The organism is Endozoicomonas sp. ALD040 (assembly GCF_049275945.1).
GTDB lineage: Bacteria > Pseudomonadota > Gammaproteobacteria > Pseudomonadales > Endozoicomonadaceae > Endozoicomonas_A.
Window position 1 is genome coordinate 3111740 of the sequence record NZ_CP184829.1, and the last position, 19823, is coordinate 3131562.

Sequence of the window (19823 nt, forward strand, 5' to 3'; positions counted from 1 at the left end):
ATGCGTCTGAATACTCTGAGTCCTGCCGAAGGCAGTCGTAAAGAGCGCAAGCGCGTTGGCCGTGGTATCGGTTCCGGTCTGGGTAAGACTGGTGGTCGTGGTCACAAAGGTCAGAAGTCACGTTCCGGTGGTTCTGTAAGACCAGGTTTTGAAGGCGGCCAGCAGCCACTGCAACGCCGTCTGCCCAAGTATGGTTTTACTTCCCGCAAGGCGCGTTTCACTGCTGAAATTCGTCTGCATGAGTTGGCCAAGGTTGAGTCCGAAGTGATCGATCTGGCGGCTCTGAAGGCTGCAGACCTCATCAACGGTAGCATCCTGCGAGCGAAAGTGATACTGTCCGGCGAACTGAACAAGGCCGTAACACTAAAAGGTCTGGCAGCTACCAAAGGCGCTCGCGCCGCGATCGAAGCTGCTGGTGGTAAGATCGAGGACTAAATGGCTAAGACACTACCTGTTGGGAATCAAAGCGGTTTGGGCGAGTTAATTTCTCGCCTCAAGTTCGTATTTCTGGCGATCCTGGTATATCGGATCGGTGCTCATATTCCTGTGCCTGGCATCAACCCTGATGCCCTGGCTCGGATGTTTCAACAAAATGAAGGGACCATTCTTGGCCTGTTCAACATGTTCTCCGGTGGTGCATTGGAGCGTATGTCGGTGCTGGCACTGGGAATCATGCCCTACATTTCGGCGTCCATCATCATTCAGTTGATGACCGTGGTCAGCCCCCAGTTGGAACAGCTCAAGAAGGAAGGTGAATCGGGTCGACGCAAGATCAGTCAGTATACCCGCTACCTGACAGTGTTGCTGGCGTTCGTCCAGGGTACTGGCATGACCGTAGGTCTTGCTAACCAGGGCGTGGCGTTCAATCCTGATATCAGCTTTTATGTAGTAGCTGTAGTCACCTTCGTAACCGGTGCCGTCTTTATGATGTGGCTGGGTGAGCAGGTGACTGAACGCGGGATTGGTAACGGCATCTCTATCCTGATCTTTGCAGGTATTGTCGCTGGCCTTCCCAGTGCGATCGGGCGGTCATTCGAGTCCGCCCGTCAGGGTGACATCAATATTCTGGCATTGCTCGCAATTGCTCTGCTGGCCATTGCAATTATTGCATTCGTAGTATTCATCGAACGCGGTCAGCGCCGTATAACTGTCAATTACGCCAAGCGTCAGCAAGGTCGTAAAGTGTTTGCGGCACAGAGCAGCCATTTGCCCCTGAAAGTAAATATGGCTGGTGTTATTCCAGCCATTTTTGCTTCCAGCCTTCTGCTCTTCCCTGCATCCATTGCACAATGGTTTGGTCAGGGCGAGGGCTGGGAATGGCTCCAGGATATCGCACTGGCACTGGGTCCGGGTCAGCCGCTGAACATAGTCTTGTTCTCTGCAGGTATCATCTTTTTCTGCTTCTTCTACACTGCGCTGGTCTTCAATCCGAAGGATGTTGCAGACAACCTGAAGAAGTCAGGGGCATTCATCCCGGGTATTCGTCCTGGTGAGCAGTCTGCCCGTTACATTGATGGTGTCCTGACTCGTTTGACCATGTTTGGCGCTATCTATATGACAGCAGTATGTCTGCTGCCACAGTTCCTGGTAGTTTCGGCTAACGTGCCTTTCTATCTGGGTGGTACCAGTCTGCTGATCGTAGTAGTGGTCGTCATGGATACGATGGCTCAGGTGCAGTCACACCTGATGTCACATCAGTACGAGTCACTGCTGAAGAAATCCAATCTTAAGGGCTACGGTGGTGGTGGCCTGATCCGCTAACACCGGTTCTGCATCGAATGCCACTAGCTCTGAAATGGTGGAGTGAATAATGAAAGTACGTGCATCGGTTAAGAAAATCTGCCGTAACTGCAAGATTATCAAGCGCAAGGGCACTGTTCGTGTCATCTGCGTTGAGCCACGTCACAAGCAACGCCAAGGTTGATTGTGCATGAGGTCTTTCGGGTTGTCCCGGGCCGTTATGGCTTGACCTCATAAGGCTACAGATAAATACAACCGTTCATGAGCATCATGAGCGGTTGTATTTTGTCGTTGGTGGGATTAAAATTTCCGCTTTTCGACCTGTTAGTTGTGTAAGCATCTAACAATGGATTGGGAGGGCATGCTTTATAGCATTCCCGACAGTATCTTCAGGTGCTGATCCGGTCCGTGTTATCTGCCTATAGATGGCGAAGTAGATAAACATCGCATGACTGGCTGCAAAGTTGGTTGATAAGTCTACAGGCGAAAATAACCGTGAACTCAAAATGTCCCTGTCTGTACAGGCAAGGATGAACTCACGGAGAAAACAAACGGAGACGATTGAATGGCCCGTATTGCTGGCGTCAACATTCCGGATAACAAACATGCTGTTATCTCGTTGACCTACATATTCGGCATCGGCAAGACCACAGCTAAAAAGCTGTGTGAGACCACTGGCGTTAAGCCAGAAGCCAAAATCGCTGATCTGAGCGAAGAGCAACTTGAGTCCCTGCGTGGTGAAATCGCCAAGCTGGACGTTGAAGGTGATCTGCGTCGTGAAATCAGTATGAACATCAAACGCCTCATGGACCTGGGTTGCTACCGTGGTATCCGCCACCGTCGCAGTCTGCCGGTTCGTGGTCAGCGTTCCAAGACGAATGCTCGCACCCGAAAGGGTCCTCGCAAGCCTATTCGTAAGTAAGTATCAATTAAGAATGGTTATACCGTTCTTATGAAACAGGATTTATTCTGATATGGCAAAGCCAGGTACTCGTTCACGTAAGAAGGTTAAAAAGCAGGTTGTTGACGGTGTTGCTCACATCCACGCTTCTTTTAACAACACTATCGTGACCATTACCGATCGTCAGGGCAACGCTCTGGCCTGGGCCACAGCCGGCGGTTCCGGTTTTCGTGGTTCTCGTAAGAGCACGCCGTTTGCAGCGCAGGTTGCTGCTGAGCGTGCAGGTCAGGCTGCCGCTGAATACGGTCTGAAGAATCTGGATGTCTGCGTGAAAGGACCTGGTCCTGGCCGCGAATCCGCTGTACGCGCACTGAACGCTTGTGGTTACAAGATCACTAACATCACTGATGTTACTCCGATCCCCCACAACGGTTGTCGTCCGCCTAAAAAGCGTCGTGTATAAGCAGGAGTCGGTATAAATGGCTAGATACATTGGTCCAAAGTGCAAACTGTCTCGTCGTGAAGGCACCGATCTCTTTCTGAAGAGTGGTGTTCGTGCACTCGAGTCAAAGTGCAAAGCAGAAATTGCTCCAGGTCAGCACGGTCAGCGTCGTGGCCGTCTTTCTGACTACGGTGTACAGCTTCGTGAAAAGCAGAAAGTTCGTCGTATCTACGGCGTACTGGAGAAGCAGTTCCGTAACTACTACAAGGCCGCTGATCGCAAGAAAGGTGCAACGGGTGCAAACCTCTTGCAACTGCTTGAGTCTCGCCTTGATAATGTAGTTTACCGCATGGGATTCGGTTCCACCCGTGCCGAAGCACGTCAGCTGGTAAGCCACAAAGCCATCCTGGTGAATGGAAAGACTGTAAACATTCCTTCCTACCAGGTTCAGCCTGGCGATGTTGTCGCCATCCGCGAAAAGGCTAAAAACCAGCTGCGTATCAACGCAGCCCTTGAACTGGCCGCTCAGCGTGGGTTTTCTACCTGGGTTGAGGTTGATGCCAGCAAAAAGGAAGGTACCTTCAAGGTGCTGCCCGAGCGGAGTGACCTGTCAGCTGACATCAACGAAAACTTGATCGTCGAGCTGTACTCCAAGTAAGGGATAGACAGTTAGGTGGGGTGTAACATCCATGCAGAATTCGGTTACTGAATTTCTTACTCCTAGACACATTGATGTCGAGGAAATTAGCCTGACGCGCGCTAAGGTAACTCTGGAACCGCTTGAGCGTGGTTTTGGACATACCTTGGGCAATGCTCTGCGTCGTATCCTTCTCTCTTCCATGCCCGGCTGTGCCGTGACAGAAGTTGAGATTGACGGCGTACAGCATGAATACAGTGCGATTGAAGGTGTTCAGGAAGATGTTATTGACATCCTGCTGAACCTCAAAGGTCTTGCCATTCGCATGACCGGCCGTGACGAAGCAACACTGAGTCTGACCAAGAAAGGTGCTGGCCCTGTGACTGCTGCGGATATCCAGTTGGACCACGATGTTGAAATCGTTAACCCGGATCATGTGATCGCCAATCTGAATGAGAAAGGCGACCTGAACATGCAGCTGAGGATAGCTCGTGGCCGCGGTTATGAGTCTGCTGACAGCCGTCATCAGGATGAAGATGAGACCCGTGCTATTGGCCGTCTGCAACTGGATGCCACCTATAGCCCTGTTTACCGCGTCTCCTATGTCGTTGAAAGTGCCCGTGTCGAGCAGCGTACCGACCTGGACAAGCTGGTTCTTGATCTGGAAACCGACGGTACTCTGGACCCGGATGAAGCCATCCGTCGTGCTGCAACCATTCTGCAGCAGCAGCTGGCTGTATTTGTTGATCTGGAAGGTGAGCCAGAGCCTGAGCCAGTTAAGGAAGAGGATGAAGTTGATCCTATCCTGCTGCGCCCTGTGGATGACCTCGAACTGACTGTTCGTAGTGCTAACTGTCTGAAGGCAGAAAACATCTACTACATCGGTGACCTGATTCAGCGCACTGAGGTTGAACTGCTCAAGACCCCGAACCTGGGTAAGAAGTCCCTGACCGAGATCAAGGACGTTCTGGCCTCTCGTGGTTTGAGCCTGGGTATGCGTCTCGACAACTGGCCACCGGCCAGCCTGAAGGGCGACGACAAGATTTCTGCTTAAGCAGCCATTGGCTTTTTCACTCACTCCAAAAGAGTGGGTGTAAGGCAAATGGTAGAATGAGGAAGTTTGTGCCATGCGTCATCGTAAGAGTGGCCGCAAGCTCAACCGGAACAGTTCACATCGCAAGGCGATGTTCAAGAACATGACTGCTTCCCTGGTAGAGCACGAAGTAATCAAAACAACACTGCCTAAGGCTAAAGAGCTGCGCCGTGTTGCAGAACCGCTGATCACCCTGGCTAAGGAAGACAGCGTAGCCAACCGTCGTCTGGCGTTTGATCGTCTCCGTAACAAAGAGACTGTTGGCAAGCTGTTCTCCGAACTGGGCCCTCGCTTCAAAGAGCGTCCAGGCGGCTATATCCGCATCCTGAAGTGCGGATTCCGTAAGGGTGACAATGCACCTATGGCTATCGTCGAGCTGCTGGATCGTCCAGCTGCTGAAGTGGAAGCTACTGAAGAGTAAGATTTTTACTCCTTCAAAAAAAAACCGGACCTTGTGTCCGGTTTTTTTTTGAGGCTCCTAATGACAAGCCAACTTTGAATCGATTCAGCAGAAAATCACAGGGGAACCAGGCCATCTTTTCATTGTCTAAATTGTAAAGGCATTGCAGTTTTGCGAATGGGGGGGTCTATGTCAAATCAGGGTATTGAAGCAAAACGTTCCATAGAAAAATACGCCAAATCAGAATGGACCGCCAGGGACACAGGTTGGATGTTCAGTCACATAGGTACAGGCATAGGTGCAGGGCTGCTTTACCTCCCCATAGTCGCCGGTAGTGGTGGTATATGGCCTCTTTTCTTCATGGCCCTGGTCAGTGGTCCCATCATATTTCTCACCCATAGAGGGTTAACCCGTTTCTGTTTGTCTTCCCGGAAACCTGATGGGGATATCAGCAGTATTGTTAGAGAGAACTTTGGTGATAAAGTCGGTCAGTGGTTGATGCTGCTCTGTTTTTTGTCGATGTTTCCTGTCCTGCTGCTTTATACCATTGGCATTGCGAATGTTAGTGAGAGTTTTCTGATAAATCAGCTCAAATGGGAAGGCCTAATAAACAGACCTTTGCTTGTTTTTTTGCTTGTCACGGGCATGATCGCGCTGTTTAGTGGCTCAGAGCAGAAAATGTTGAAGCTGATCAGCAGTCTGGTTTTTCCTCTGACTGTGGTGCTTCTGTGCGTAAGTCTGTATTTGATACCTCAATGGCGAATGGATTTTCTCCGTCAGGAAGTGCCCATGGTGGATATCGTTAAAACCTTTCTTCTGACGTTACCCGTGCTGGTATTTTCTTTCTACCATGCGGCTGTTTGTCCATCCTTTGCCCGATCGTACCGGCGTCAAATGCCTGAGCTTCATCAGTGCATCGCCAAGACCGACCAGATTCACTTCAGAAGCTCTCTGGTTTTACTGCTTATCACATTGTTCTTCGTGCTTTCGTGTGTATTGGCTCTGGCGCCAGAACAGATTGAGCTTGCGAAAGTTCAAAATCTACCAATTCTTTCCATCCTGGCTAATCAACCCGGTAATCGTTTATTTTCCAGTCTGGCACCTGTTATCGCTTTTGTGGCGATTTTAACTTCTTACTATGGTTTTTTTCTCGGCACTATTGAAGTGATCAATGGCTTTATTGGTGTGGGGCTGGAACGGTTCAGGCCGGGTGAGTTAACAACCCCTTCTGCCAGACCCAGACGCTTGAGTATTTTTCTGGTGGCCCTGGGATGCTGGATTGCAGGTGTTGGTGATTGGAGTATTCTTATGATCATGGATGCCATAGTAGCCCCCATAATGGCGATTATCCTGTTCTTTATTCCGGTCATAGGGCTCTACAGGTCTGCTGCTCTGAAACGATATCGCAAGCCTTTGAACGATTTTTTTGTGGTGATTTTTGGTGTGATTGTTGTGGCAGGATTTCTGGTTTCACAGCTAATAAAATAAAAAAAACCAGGTTCTCTCAAACTTGGCTTTATATACTAACAGGCTATATCAAGTGTTATGATTTTTATACTTGGTCCCTTGTATTATTTTTTCTTATTGTGAAATCGTTCTTATTGTGTGTTTGCCCTTGCTCCTATGGTTCGTACTATACGTATTAACGCTTACAAGAGAATTGATCTGGATCAATACTTTTCTTTTCAGGTAGGTGTTTTTCCATAAAAAATTGGTTCGTACTGCGAATTTAAGCTTCGACACGGCAAGCTTTATCAGTCCCTAAAAGGCTGCGAAATAAACAGTCAAATAAAATTGCAATAATCGCAAAATCAATTACGCCAGACACAAGATAAATCGTCAAAAGGTGAATTTATCTTGTGGGGTTCAACTACAAAGCTAGCCAAGATTGAAGGCGTAACCAGTCAAACTATGAGGCGCAAGATCGAAAGCGGTCACTACGAAAAAGTGAAGCAAACCAGTGGTGGTCACTTCCGCATATTCATTAACCAGCAGAGGAAGATATGCTATACAAGAGTGAGTTCTGGAAAGCAAAAATCCAGCATTGACACGCAAAAGCGTATCTTACTCAAAGAGCACCCTGATGCAGAATTTATCAGCGACATTGCCAGTGCTTTCAACTTTAAGCGAAAAGGACTGCAAACCATTCTGGAATCAGCGGTGTGCGGAAATCCAACCCATATTGTGGTTGCCACAAAAGATCGCCTTGCCCGATCAGGGTTTGGACTCATCAAATGGCTTGTTGAATTATCGGGAGGACACATCGAGGTTTTGGATGACCCGGATAACGCCAGTAAGTCATTCGACACCCAAGAGCTTATCGGTTTCATTACCTCATTCTGCAATAGCCACTACGGGAAGCGATCTGCTAAAAGACGCAAAGGACGCAAAGATAGTAGCGTCAAAAAAGATCAGGTTTTACCCAGAGAATAAGCAAGCCTATCACGATGCCCTGATACTCTATCGCAGGTCGTACAACCTTGCTGTTGAGCGTTTCCGCAACGATGACTATAAAGATGCCAGCGGAAAATTCATCAACATGCGACCTGCCATTAAAGCTCAAGTGGAGCAGGAGCAAAAAGAAAGTGGCAGGGCTTATAACTCGATTGTTTCTGATAATGGAACACTGGCGGCAGCGGCTACATTCAAAGCGGTCTGCAAGCACAACAAGAAGCTCAAGGGAGCTAAAGAGGGCTTTGCAGAAATCAGTTTCAAAAGCCGCAAAGGTAGCAGGCACTCATTCTCTATTGACCGTTTGCCAAAGGGGTTAAATCCCTGCGTACAGGCTCTTGGCAAGATTCACCTGACAGAAGATGTGCCAGCAGAAGCGATTGGCAAGTCTTGTGTCGTAACCTACGACAAAGGTCGCTGGTTCATTCAGGTTCAACAACATATTGAGCTAAATCCCGAAATCCAAGGGAAGGTTAGATGCGTTGGAGTTGACCCCGGAGTTCGCCCTTTGCCACTTGCTACAGCGAAAAAGAGGCGTTGATAGCGGGTGATAAGGTTGCAAAAACAAAGCTGTTCCCACTGATGAAGCAAGTGGACAGCTTGATCAGTCAAAAGCAAAAAATCCTGAACACTCAGAAGGGCGTTGAGTTCCCCGACATGCCCCAGTGGGCAAGAGATCGGATTATTCATTTCAACAGGGAAATTGACCGGCTGAAATGCAAAAAGGATGACATTGTTCTTGATCTGCATAACCGGCTGGCGTTCGAGCTGGTGTCGAACTACGATGTTGTATTTTTGCCAACCTTTGAGACAAGAGGTATGGTCACACGCAAAGATAAGAAGGTTCGCACCATTCGCCGTAACACCTGCCGCCAGATGCTTGACCTCAATCACTACCAATTCAAAAAGCGGCTTAAGTGGTACGCAAAAAAGTATGGAAAGCATGTAGTTGATTGCAACGAAGCCTATACATCCAAGACTCGATCATGGAGCGGGACCATTGACGAAAAATTAGGTTCTTCCAAGGTTATTAAGGGTGAGGGCTTCACCGTTGATCGTGACATCAACGGTGCCAGAAATGTCTTTCTTAAGTGTTTGACAAGGTAGCTTGAACCTTAGCCATAACAGCGAGCGTTGCGCTCGTTGCGGTTTTAATCAAGAGGTGGTATTCATTGCAATAACGGATGAGTTGATCACCGGTTATTCATAAAGAGGAAAGAGTGTCTTCTTTCCTCTCGGAGGATCAGGTAGATCCAAGTTTCTTGACCTTGACTTCATTTTCTTCTTCAGAGGGGTTGGGCAACAGTTCGCCACTTTTGTGCATACGTTCCATCTTGCCATTTATGGCAGCTCCGGCCGCGATTTCCATCACATCGTAATATACGTTGCCTTCCACATGGGCCTCGGCTGATAGCTCAAGCTTTTCAGTAGCATAAACGTCACCAGTTACACGACCATTGATGACTATTTGGGCGGCAGTAATATTACCCTCTACACGACTGCCGGCAATCAGTTGAAGTTTGCCATCGTTGGAGCTGACATTGCCCTTGATCTTACCTTCAACATGAACGATGCCACGGAAACGGATGTCTCCTTCAACTTCTGTGCCTGCAGCTATCAGAGTGATGGTGTCATCATTTCTGGTGCTGCTGACCAAACTGTTTTCTGAGCTGTTCTTGCCCCACATAGTGAACTCCTTAGAGTGCTTAACCCGAGATGCCCGAAACGAAAGAAAAAGTGGTATGCGTCCAGCTGACTGAAAACGGAAGACCCTTTTTCAAGGCAAAACTTTAAGGGGAGAATCATCCTTCATTGCGCCTTCAGCTTCAATCTGTAAACGCTATCGATATCCGAAAGAGTGCTCCCGTCGAATCCGACGGGAGTGAATTCCATTAGCCCGTCAGGGCTGATATTGGTTCTCTGTTATTGATCAGGTGACTTTAGCATCAGCTTCAGGAAGCGACCGGTATGGGAAAATTCGTTGTCAGCCACAACTTCAGGCGTGCCCTCGGCAATGATCTGACCTCCACCATCACCTCCCTCGGGTCCCAGATCGACGATCCAGTCTGCTGTTTTGATGACATCGAGATTGTGCTCAATCACTACCACGGTATTCCCGCGATCTCTTAGCCTGTGCAACACTGCCAGTAACTGTTCAATATCGTGAAAGTGCAGGCCTGTAGTTGGCTCATCAAGAATGTACAGGGTCTTGCCGGTATCCCTTTTGGAAAGTTCCTTGGCCAGTTTCACCCGCTGTGCCTCACCGCCGGAGAGTGTGGTAGCATTTTGTCCCAGATGAATATACGACAAACCAACATCCATCAGAGTTTGCAGTTTACGTTTAACGGCAGGAATCGGTTCAAAGTATTCCAGAGCTTCCTCGACGGTCATTTCCAGAACTTCATGAATATTCTTGCCTTTGTATTTAACGTCCAGCGTTTCACGGTTGTATCGTTTGCCCTTACAGACGTCACAGGGCACATAAATGTCAGGCAGGAAATGCATCTCTACCTTTATGACACCGTCGCCCTGACAGGCTTCACAGCGACCCCCTTTAACGTTAAAGCTGAAACGTCCGGGCTTGTAGCCACGGGAACGGGCTTCCTGGGTTCCGGCAAACAGTTCACGAATCGCGGTAAAAATGCCTGTGTAGGTAGCTGGGTTGGACCTTGGAGTCCGACCAATAGGGCTTTGGTCAATGTCGATGCATTTATCGAAGTGGTCCAGACCGCTGATTTTCCTGTGCTTTGATGCCGTTAAAGTAGTGGCAGCATTCAAGACCTGGGCAGCAATAGGATAAAGAGTACTGTTGATGAGGGTGGACTTTCCTGAGCCGGAAACGCCTGTTACACAAGTCATCAGCCCCACCGGGATTTCCAGGGTGACATTTTTCAGGTTGTTGCCGGTGCAGCCCGTGAGTTTAAGTCGTTTCTTTTTATCCGCTGGTGTACGCTGTTCAGGTATCGCGATTTTTTTAGTGCCAGTCAAATATTGGCCTGTGACCGATTTTTCGTTGTCCATAATCTGGGCAGGTGTGCCCTGGGCAATAATTTCACCGCCATGAACTCCGGCACCCGGACCGATATCAATCACGTGGTCGGCAGTGCGAATGGCGTCCTCGTCATGTTCTACAACAATCACTGTATTACCCAGGTCGCGGAGACGGGTCAGTGTATTCAGTAGACGTTCGTTATCTCGCTGGTGCAAACCAATACTGGGCTCGTCCAGAATATACATAACGCCAACCAGGCCAGCACCAATCTGACTGGCCAGTCGAATGCGCTGGGCTTCACCTCCTGAGAGGGTATCCGCACTGCGATCTAGTGTCAGGTAGTTAAGACCCACGTTCACCAGGAAGCTCAGACGATCACAGATCTCTTTCAGAATTTTTTCTGCAATCTCACCTTTCTGGCCGGGAAGACTGAGTTGTTCGAAATAAGCAAGCGCACGTTCTACCGGTAGTTTCACCAGATCGGGCAGTGTTTCATCTTCGATAAAGACGTGTCTTGATTCCTGACGGAGACGAGTGCCTTTACAGCTTGGGCAGTGCTGGGTACTCAAATACTTGGAAAGCTCTTCACGCACAGACTGGGATTCTGTCTCACGGAAACGGCGTTCAAAGTTGGGGATAATGCCTTCAAAACGATGGCGCTTTTTATAAACATCGCCCCGATCGTTGACGTAACTGAAATCAATCTGCTCTTCGCCGGAGCCATGAAGAATAATCGTCTGTTGCTCCGCAGTAAGATCATCAAAAGCGGTATCAATATCAAAGCCGAAGTGTGCAGCCAGTGACTTTAAGAGGTGAAAGTAATAGACGCTGCGGCGATCCCAACCACGAATGGCGCCTTCCGCCAGGGTTAATTCCGGGTGCTGGACAATACGGTCTTCATCAAAAAACTGCTTGACCCCCAGACCATCACAGGTGGTGCAGGCCCCCGCCGGGTTATTGAACGAGAACATGCGGGGCTCCAGTTCATTGATGCTGTAGCCGCAAGACGGGCAGGCAAAGCGGGCTGAATACACAATGTCCTGCTCCTCCGCGTCCATAAAGCTGACTGCTGCCAGCCCGTCGGTCAGTTCGAGAGCTGTTTCGAAAGATTCTGCCAGACGCAACTGCAGATCTTCTCTTACCTTGAAGCGATCAACCACCACTTCGATAGTGTGCTTCTTCTTTTTGTCCAGCTCAGGTGGGTTATCGAGGTCGGTGACAATGCCATCAATGCGGGCTCGAATAAAACCCTGGGCTCTCAGTTCGCTGAAGACATGGAGGTGTTCACCTTTTCGATCCCTGACCACAGGTGCCAGCAACATCAGTTTGGTACCTTTTGGCAATGCCAGTACCTGATCCACCATCTGGCTGACGGTCTGGGCTTCCAGGGGTAAGTGATGCTCTGGGCAGCGGGGTGTACCGGTTCTGGCAAAAAGCAAACGAAGATAGTCGTATATTTCAGTAATGGTGCCGACTGTCGAACGAGGGTTATGGCTGGTGGACTTCTGCTCAATGGAAATGGCAGGAGACAAACCCTCGATGTGATCGACATCCGGCTTTTCCATCATCGAGAGAAACTGTCGTGCATAGGCAGACAGAGATTCCACATAGCGACGCTGACCCTCGGCATAAAGGGTATCGAAGGCCAGGGACGACTTTCCTGATCCGGAAAGACCGGTAATGACAATCAGGCTGTCCCGGGGCATATCGAGATCGATGTTCTTCAGGTTATGGGTTCTTGCACCCCTTACGGTGATTGTGTCCAAAGCCAGTCCCTCAGTACCATCTGTCAGGCAAAGGAGCAATTATATAGGCTTTGCTTGCGCAAACCCATGTTAAGTAAATGGCTAGCTGGTTTCACCTGTCTGGACGGTGGCTTTTTCTATCCTTACGAGTTTAAACCAGAGCACTTTAAGCTAAAATCGTGTGATATTTTGGCTGCAGATATTATATTGTTCGCCTGAAGAAACATCGTTGAAGATCCTGCTGACAGTCCTTACACGTATACCCTGACACTAATTCGAAAGTAATGGAGCAATTTGAATGTTTACAGGCATTGTTCAAGGCATGGCCAAAATTGGCCGTGTGGATGACCACGATGGCATCCGAACCTTTGACATTGAGTTCCCGGAAGGCTTTTGCCAGGGGCTGAATGTAGGGGCCAGTGTTGCGGTGGACGGCGTTTGTCTTACGGTAACAGAAATTATCAGTCCGACTCTGGCCAGATTTGATGTTATTTTGCAAAGCTTACGTGTAACGACATTAGGAGATCATGTCACTGGTCAGGCCGTGAATGTCGAGCGAGCAGCAATGGATGGGGCGGAAATTGGCGGACACCCTCTTTCTGGACACATCGACTTTCGGGCTCAGATTCTTGAAGTTGAAGAGATCGAGGGAAACTGCCGTATGCGGTTTGCATACAGCAATGAATGGGGGCAATACATTTTCCCTAAAGGGTATATAGCGATTAATGGATGCAGCCTAACCTTATCCGATGTCGACAAGAAGAAAGACTGTTTTGAAGTCTGGTTGATTCCTGAGACCCGAAGAGTCACAACATTCAATGCTAAAAAAGCAGATGATTGGGTCAACATTGAAATTGAGCGTGGTACGCAGGTGATCGTCGACACCATTAAAGACACGCTCGAAAAGCAACTGGGCGCTCTTTATCCTTTACTGGAAGCATTAATGGAAGAAAAAAATATTAACTTAACAGAGTCACTGACCACGAGCCTTGCGCAAACAGATCACGTCCGGCGCTGATTCAGCTCACTTCTACCCGGAAAGGGCCTGAAAACAGAGGAACCAGTGATTTGCAGCAGCCAGAGAGCCCTGCAATCCAGGGCTTTCTGTTCTCAGTGCTGAAGTTGAGTCAGGCGCCATCGAGCTTCAAAAACTGTCTTACCCGAGGTGAATCCGGATTGGTAAAGAACTTCTCTGGCGGACATTTTTCAATCAGAATACCTTTCTCCAGGAACACCACCTGGCTTGAAACGTTTCTGGCAAACTCCATTTCGTGTGTGACCACCACCATGGTGTAACCCTCTTTCGATAACGCCTGCATCACGGTCAGAACCTCATCAACCAATTCAGGATCAAGGGCTGAGGTGGGTTCATCAAACAGCAATACCTCTGGTTCCATAGCCAGTGCACGGGCGATAGCGACCCTCTGTTTTTGACCGCCCGATAGCATATTTGGATAGCTGTCGAGTTTATGGGACATACCAACTTTTTCTAACTGCACTCTGGCGATTTTTTCCGCCTCCGCTTTTGGCATTTTCTTAACATGTAACAGGGCTTCCATGACATTCTTGAGCACAGTGAGATGAGGCCAGAGATTGAAGCTTTGAAACACCATACCGATACGCTCGCGAATCCTGGCGAGCTCTTTGTATTTGAGCGGTTTCCTGGTAACAGGATTGATACCTATGCGCTCATCACCCAAATGGATGCTGCCTCGTTCCGGTTGTTCAAGCCAGTTCATACAACGAAGCAGGGTCGACTTACCTGAACCGGAAGAACCCAGAATACTGACAACGTCGCCCTTTTTGATGGTGAGGTTAATGTCTCTCAGCACCTCGATGCCATCAAACTGTTTGGACAGGTTCACCACCCTTACAATATCCCGGGCATTGGATTCGGTTTTTGGGTACTGGACAGGCAGTTCTACCACAGGTGCGCTTTCCTGAGCGGTTTTCGGGGTTTCAACTGGCTTGGTGAGAATCTTTTCATTAAGCATGGCTTAGCCCTCTATCCTGAACTTTATTAAGTGTGATTTTGCTGACCTGTTCGATGGCGATACTGATAATCCAGTACAGGGCAATAGCCACAATAAATGCGTTAAGCGGAATAAAGTAGGTTGATTGAATACTGTTAGCGGCCGCTGTGATCTCACCAACGGTAATAATGCACAGAAAGGCGGTGTCTTTCAGGCAGATGATCAGCTGATTGGCAATGAGCGGCACGGATCGAAACAGCACATTGGGCATGATAATGCGGGTAAAGGTCTTGAATCTGGAGAAGCCACAAGCCTGGGCTGCTTCCGTCAAGCCTGAATCCAGTCCTTTGCGAATACCTCTGAAGATCTCGCAGAAATAGGTGCCATGATAAAGGCATAAAGAGATCAGCCCCGCAGTAAAGGCATCCATGCGGATTCCGACCTCTGGCAACCCGTAATACAGCAGATAAGCCAAAATCAGGAAGGGCAGGGTGCGCATCATATTGATGATCAGGATTACGCTGCCTTTAACACCTTTTGAGCCATTTTCCAAGGTGTAGAGAAGGGTCACACCCAGGATGAAACTTGCGATTGATCCCGCCAAAAACAGTATAAAAGTATTACCAAAACCTGAAATAAAGATGTCTCTTTGCTGCCAGATTATTTCCCATTCAGCCATGATTACTCCTTATTATCAGCCAGCCAGGTAGTTAGCCTTTTTCTCGGCCATTTGTTGTAATTTGATTAGCACACCTATGATGCACATATAGAGAATGCCAGCACACAGAATAGGAAGTAGAGGTTCATAGGTGACGGCTGCGATTCGGTTGGTAACACGAGTCAGATCAACAACGCCAATCACGGCAATCGCCGGGCTGCCTTTGATTAAGAAAGACATCTCGTTGACCAGTGCGGGCAGGCTCATGACCACCATTTGAGGGAACATGATGCGCCTAAAATAGATCAGTCGTCGCATACCCAGAGCTTCAGCGGCCTCTTTCTGCCCACTGGAGAAGTTAAGGAATGCATTTCTCCAGATCTCGGCATTAAAGGCAGAGGTATTCAGGGTTAAACACAAGATGGCCGAGAAGTGTTTATCGAGATTGATGCCAAAAGACGGAAAAGAGAGGAAGATGAACAAGGCTAATGTCACCAGTGGTGTGGCTCTTGCCCAGCTGACATAGACACCTAATATCTGATCGACAATTGGCAGTTTCGCCATACGAATAAGCGCTATCACGAGCCCGAAAACCACCCCCAGGGCGATGGATACCATTGATATCCATGCCGTGGTCCATGCCCCCTGAAGCAATTGCATCCATCCGTAGTGATCCATAAATACCTACCTGTCTGCAGCAGTATTAACGTTGATTTTTTAAGTAAGACCAGGGCGATAGGAGTAGTCGTTTTTAAGCCCTGGTCATTACTGAACTGTGAGGAGTGGTTTACCGGACTGCAGTCAATTTATGGTACTGTTCAACTGAAACGATGGCGTTGGTTGGCAGTTCATCAAAGGATTCACCGAACCATTTTTCCTGCAACTCAGCCATACGACCTGTCTCTTTTAAGTGTGCAAAGAAGTCGGTCAGATAGGCCAGCAGTTCAGGGTTGTCTTTGGGTACAGGCCAGCTTACAAAGCCGGGGCCGGATACAGCTTCACCTTTCTTGAATACCTTGGGCTTGGTTTTTACCAACTCATTTATATTGACGATACTGTTGATCACGTAATCGATGCGACCATTTGCCAGGTCGGCGTAGGCTTCAGGGTATGATTGATACTCAACCACTTTTCCTAGTTTCTTATCCTGGGCTTCAAGCATGGTTTTCAATTCGGGAAGCCTTTCCAGTAGTGCGCTGCCTGCCTGCAAGCCAACTGTTTTTCCATCCAGATCTGCAATCGTGTTTACGCTGTCGTCTTTTGCCCGGGCGACGAAATAGTGCTGTGCGGAGGCGATGGGTGGGGTGAAATCGAATGCTTTGAGGCGAGCGTCAGTAATGATTGCACCGGTAAGGGCAAGGTCATACTGACCTGCGGAAACGGATGCCAGAAGACCTGTCCAGGGCAGAATCTCCTGCTTTACTTTAAAGTCGGAGTAGTCGCGCAGTTCATCCAGAAGATCTTTATTTATCCCGGTTGGCTTGCCTTTATCGATAAAGTTGAACGGAGAGTAGTTATCCTCTGTCGCAACCTTTATTCCCTTGCTGGCAAAAGATGGCGACTCATCGGCAACAACCATACTGGACATGCCTATAGTCATCGTTGCTGCGGCAACGGCTACCCATTTTCTAAGTTTTATTCCATGTCTCATAATTTGTTACTTGCTGTGATTTGTGAACGCCTTCACTTTAGAGATGAGATAGATAGTTGGGTTAGAGCCAATTTTCCGTGCTGATTGGGACAGTGGTTAGAATATAAGATAAATACGACTAATTAAGTATATTGGCTTGCTTTTTGCTGTGGTGAATCGAATGCAATGAATAAAAATATCCAAAAGGTTGACTCCATGGGGATAAATTACAGCTGTTTCATTGAGTTTGATTCGAAGAGAAGTTTGCAGGAGCAGGTAAGAGAGTATCTTGTTAAAGCAATACTCGAAGGTGTGTTCTCTGCCGATGAGGCGCTGCCTTCCTGCCGTAAGCTTTCAAGTCAATTGAAGGTGTCACGCAATACTGTGTCACTGGTCTACGAAGCACTGTCAGATGACGGTTACCTGATAAGTAAGCCAAGAAGCGGTTATTACCTGTCGGAAAAATATTCCACCAGACTTGAAGAGGTGGAACAGGAGTTGAACCATTTTGAGGCAGACAACCCTGCCAATGCCGCAAACTGGAGCCGTCGATTCAAGGTTTCTACAGATGCTTTCCCCCGTATAGTTAAACCCTCCCACTGGAGCTGTTATCAATATCCCTTTATCTATGGGCAACCAAGCATTCAAGATTTTCCTCTGGCGCAGTGGCGAGAATCCACTCGTAAGGTGATAGCAGACCCGAAAGATCATAGCTGGCTGTGTGACAAAGTTGATAAGGATGTAGAGTTATTGGTAGAGCAGATCCGAACCCGGGTACTCCCACAGCGAGGCATTCACGCCAGGAGCGATGAGATTCTCATTACCGTTGGCTCACAGAACGCGCTCTATTTGCTATCCAGGATGTTAATGGATAAACACACTCGAGTAGGGGTGGAAAACCCTGGCTATAAAGAAGCTAACAATATTTTTAGTCTGGCCCGGGCACAGCTTCATCCGCATACTGTTGACCAGAGCGGGCTGGTGCTTAACGAGCTGTCATCCAAGTGTGATTATTTCTATGTTACACCGAGTCATCAGGCTCCAACGGGCGTGACCATGAGTAAGCAACGCCGACATGACCTTTTGCAATTAGCGCAAAAGAGTGACGCCATCATTATAGAAGATGATTACGACTCAGACAGCAACTCCGAATGGAACCCCTTGCCTGCACTAAAGGCATTGGATAAAGACAACCGTGTTGTCTACGTCAGTAGTTTTTCCAAGACATTGGCACCTGGTCTACGCCTTGGTTATATCGTTGCTCCGGAAGAGTTGATCTATGAGTTACGAACACTGCGTCGTTTAATGTATCGCCACCCGCCAAGCCGGGTGCAAATGGAAATGGCGCATTTTATCTCACAGGGTTATTACGATAGCTTCCTGCGACGTTTCAAAGACAATACACGCCAGCGCTGGCACGAGATTAATGAAGCGGTTCAGCGCTATCTTCCCGATTGTAAGCGATTGGCCAAGGGTAACTATTGCAATGCGCTGTGGTTAGAAACACCCGACCGAATAAGCAGTCAGCGACTGGCGTCCAGAGCATCTCAACGGGGGGTTCTGATAGAAACAGGATATTCGCATTTCATGGGGCAGGAACAAGCTAACCCTGAAACCAATAGTTTTTTCAGGCTTGGCTTTCATGCCATCGATAAGGCGCTCATTACCCCCGGGGTTGAACAACTGGCAAGCGCCCTGGAAGGTTAGGCTTTATATAGATTTTTTCCTTTTGGAGGTGTCAACGCCAAGACCATTGTCCTGGCGTTTTTTGTTCAGGTTTTAATCAAAGTCCGAGAGTACCTGGCTAATAATGGCCACACCCTGGGCAATCTCATTGGGTTTAATGATAAGAGGCGGCGCTACGTGAATACGGTTGTTCACCATAAAAGAAAGTAGGCCCTTGTCGGTTAATCTGGCTTTAATGGAGGCCATTTTCTCATTGCTTAAAGGCTCTCGTGTTGTCCTGTCTTCGACCAGCTCCAGAGCCCAGAACATGCCCTTGCCACGAATGTCGCCAATGCTGTTGTGTTTTTCCATCAGGTCGATTAATGCGGGTCCCAAAACCGTGTTTCCTACCTCATCGGCATAGCGAACAATGCCTTCCTCTTCCATTGCATCCAGAGTTGCGACAATGGCGGACATGGCCAGTGGGTGGCCAGAATAGGTGAGGCCGCCCATAAAGAAGTGGCTCTTGAAATATTCGGATATTGGCTCGCTTACAACAACGCCGCCAGCAGGAACGTAGCCTGAGTTAACCCCTTTGGCAAAGGTGATCAGATCCGGAATAACGTTAAAGTGCTCAAAAGCAAACCAGCGGCCAGTGCGACCAAATCCCACCATCACTTCGTCGAAGATCAGTTGTATACCATGTTCGGTGGCCAGATCTCTAACCCCTTGTAGATAGCCTTCCGGTGGTAAAAGAAAGCCTGCTGTGCCCGGGATTGTCTCCAGAAGAATGGCGGCAATGGAATCTGGTCCTTCGCATTCAATCACTCGTTTCAGGTGCTGCAGAGCTCGCTCACATTCCTGTTCTTGCGTCTTTGCATTGAACTCGGTGCGATAAAGATAAGGGTTAAAAAAGTGTACATGCCCGCGGCTGTATTCATTGGGTACACGACGAAAATCACCTGTGGCAGCGATCGCTGAGCCGGTATTGCCATGGTATGAGCGGTAGGCAGAAAGCACCTTGTCACGACCGGTAAATTGTCTTGCCATGCGAATCGCATTTTCATTGGCATCAGCACCAGCGTTAGTAAAAAACACCTTATTGAACTTAGCCGGTGCTCTATCCAGTATGCGCCTGGCTGCTTCACCCCGGGCAAGGTTTGCTGTTGCCGGAGCTATGGTCACCAGAGATTCAGCCTGGGCCTTGATGGCATCAATCACCTTTGGGTGCTGATGCCCAATATTGGTGTTCACCAACTGGCTACTAAAATCCAGGTACTGCTTTCCTTCGAAATCCCAAAGGCTAGATCCCTGTGCACCGGCAATGGCTACCGGTGTTGCTGACTCTTGTACCGACCAAGAGTGGAATACATGTTTATCCAATTCCACGACATGATGATTTGATACATCTGATCCCAATACATCCATTTTAATTCTCCAGTGGGGTAAGGATTGAGTCTTTGTTTGTGATTTGCAGTTATCTTGGCGAGAAACAT

At 48.5% G+C, this 19823-nt stretch carries 21 protein-coding genes; 14 read left to right on the top strand and 7 right to left on the bottom strand.

The features are described 5' to 3' along the window. The 12 genes from rplO (at window position 1) to ACOJUN_RS11265 (ending at window position 8771) form a co-directional block, all read left to right on the top strand. Window positions 1–435, top strand: coding sequence for a 50S ribosomal protein L15 (rplO, locus tag ACOJUN_RS11210; RefSeq protein ID WP_317143665.1), 435 nt, complete (start codon window positions 1–3; stop codon window positions 433–435). After that, window positions 436–1761, top strand: a complete 1326-nt coding sequence (secY, locus tag ACOJUN_RS11215; RefSeq protein WP_317143664.1) for a preprotein translocase subunit SecY — start codon at window positions 436–438, stop codon at window positions 1759–1761. 49 nt (window positions 1762–1810) lie between these two features. Beyond that, window positions 1811–1924, top strand: coding sequence for a 50S ribosomal protein L36 (gene rpmJ, locus ACOJUN_RS11220; RefSeq protein WP_079253874.1), 114 nt, complete (start codon window positions 1811–1813; stop codon window positions 1922–1924). 381 nt (window positions 1925–2305) lie between these two features. Then, the gene (gene rpsM, locus ACOJUN_RS11225; protein ID WP_422136693.1) at window positions 2306–2662 is read left to right on the top strand and encodes a 30S ribosomal protein S13; all 357 of its coding nucleotides are present in this window, start codon (window positions 2306–2308) and stop codon (window positions 2660–2662) included. Between the two features lie 52 nt (window positions 2663–2714). Further along, window positions 2715–3104, top strand: coding sequence for a 30S ribosomal protein S11 (gene rpsK, locus ACOJUN_RS11230; RefSeq protein ID WP_034841784.1), 390 nt, complete (start codon window positions 2715–2717; stop codon window positions 3102–3104). Window positions 3105–3120: 16 nt separating this feature from the next. Beyond that, a complete protein-coding gene (gene rpsD / locus ACOJUN_RS11235) occupies window positions 3121–3741 on the top strand; it encodes a 30S ribosomal protein S4 (RefSeq protein WP_257254923.1) in 621 nt (206 codons plus the stop codon). A gap of 31 nt (window positions 3742–3772) precedes the next feature. Further along, the gene (locus ACOJUN_RS11240; RefSeq protein ID WP_422136694.1) at window positions 3773–4774 is read left to right on the top strand and encodes a DNA-directed RNA polymerase subunit alpha; all 1002 of its coding nucleotides are present in this window, start codon (window positions 3773–3775) and stop codon (window positions 4772–4774) included. A gap of 73 nt (window positions 4775–4847) precedes the next feature. Continuing rightward, the gene (rplQ, locus tag ACOJUN_RS11245) at window positions 4848–5234 is read left to right on the top strand and encodes a 50S ribosomal protein L17 (RefSeq protein WP_422136695.1); all 387 of its coding nucleotides are present in this window, start codon (window positions 4848–4850) and stop codon (window positions 5232–5234) included. Between the two features lie 168 nt (window positions 5235–5402). Next, a complete protein-coding gene (locus ACOJUN_RS11250; protein ID WP_422136696.1) occupies window positions 5403–6701 on the top strand; it encodes an amino acid permease in 1299 nt (432 codons plus the stop codon). 369 nt (window positions 6702–7070) lie between these two features. Then, window positions 7071–7646 (top strand): IS607 family transposase, encoded by a 576-nt coding sequence (locus ACOJUN_RS11255; RefSeq protein ID WP_422136697.1) that lies wholly within the window; start codon window positions 7071–7073, stop codon window positions 7644–7646. A 106-nt stretch (window positions 7647–7752) separates the two neighbouring features. Beyond that, entirely contained in the window at window positions 7753–8205 is a 453-nt protein-coding gene (locus tag ACOJUN_RS11260; RefSeq protein ID WP_422136698.1) for a hypothetical protein, read from the top strand. Between the two features lie 41 nt (window positions 8206–8246). After that, on the top strand, window positions 8247–8771 hold the full coding sequence (locus ACOJUN_RS11265) for a zinc ribbon domain-containing protein (RefSeq protein WP_422136699.1): 525 nt from the start codon (window positions 8247–8249) through the stop codon (window positions 8769–8771). 136 nt (window positions 8772–8907) lie between these two features. Here the strand turns inward: ACOJUN_RS11265 and ACOJUN_RS11270 are convergent, their stop codons facing one another. Together ACOJUN_RS11270 and uvrA are read right to left on the bottom strand one after the other, a co-directional pair. Next, entirely contained in the window at window positions 8908–9351 is a 444-nt protein-coding gene (locus tag ACOJUN_RS11270) for a bactofilin family protein (RefSeq protein WP_422136700.1), read from the bottom strand. Between the two features lie 236 nt (window positions 9352–9587). Continuing rightward, window positions 9588–12422 (bottom strand): excinuclease ABC subunit UvrA, encoded by a 2835-nt coding sequence (gene uvrA / locus ACOJUN_RS11275; protein WP_422136701.1) that lies wholly within the window; start codon window positions 12420–12422, stop codon window positions 9588–9590. A 277-nt stretch (window positions 12423–12699) separates the two neighbouring features. On the opposite strand from uvrA, the gene ACOJUN_RS11280 reads away from it, so the two are divergent. Continuing rightward, entirely contained in the window at window positions 12700–13419 is a 720-nt protein-coding gene (locus ACOJUN_RS11280; RefSeq protein WP_422136702.1) for a riboflavin synthase subunit alpha, read from the top strand. 109 nt (window positions 13420–13528) lie between these two features. On the opposite strand, the gene ACOJUN_RS11285 is transcribed toward ACOJUN_RS11280, so the two are convergent. From ACOJUN_RS11285 to ACOJUN_RS11300, 4 genes are all read right to left on the bottom strand, one after another. Next, window positions 13529–14395 (bottom strand): amino acid ABC transporter ATP-binding protein, encoded by an 867-nt coding sequence (locus tag ACOJUN_RS11285; protein WP_422136703.1) that lies wholly within the window; start codon window positions 14393–14395, stop codon window positions 13529–13531. Beyond that, the gene (locus ACOJUN_RS11290; RefSeq protein ID WP_422136704.1) at window positions 14388–15053 is read right to left on the bottom strand and encodes an amino acid ABC transporter permease; all 666 of its coding nucleotides are present in this window, start codon (window positions 15051–15053) and stop codon (window positions 14388–14390) included. Before ACOJUN_RS11290 ends, ACOJUN_RS11285 begins: the two co-directional genes overlap by 8 nt. A 15-nt stretch (window positions 15054–15068) precedes the next feature. Continuing rightward, window positions 15069–15710: an amino acid ABC transporter permease gene (locus tag ACOJUN_RS11295; protein ID WP_422136705.1), complete on the bottom strand. Its 642-nt coding sequence runs from the start codon at window positions 15708–15710 to the stop codon at window positions 15069–15071. Between the two features lie 109 nt (window positions 15711–15819). Further along, complete coding sequence (locus tag ACOJUN_RS11300) at window positions 15820–16683, bottom strand: transporter substrate-binding domain-containing protein (RefSeq protein WP_422136706.1); 864 nt, start codon at window positions 16681–16683, stop codon at window positions 15820–15822. A 165-nt stretch (window positions 16684–16848) separates the two neighbouring features. On the opposite strand from ACOJUN_RS11300, the gene ACOJUN_RS11305 reads away from it, so the two are divergent. After that, entirely contained in the window at window positions 16849–18369 is a 1521-nt protein-coding gene (locus tag ACOJUN_RS11305; protein WP_422136707.1) for a PLP-dependent aminotransferase family protein, read from the top strand. 72 nt (window positions 18370–18441) lie between these two features. On the opposite strand, the gene ACOJUN_RS11310 is transcribed toward ACOJUN_RS11305, so the two are convergent. Then, complete coding sequence (locus ACOJUN_RS11310) at window positions 18442–19755, bottom strand: aspartate aminotransferase family protein (protein ID WP_422136708.1); 1314 nt, start codon at window positions 19753–19755, stop codon at window positions 18442–18444. Window positions 19756–19823: the final 68 nt, after the last annotated feature.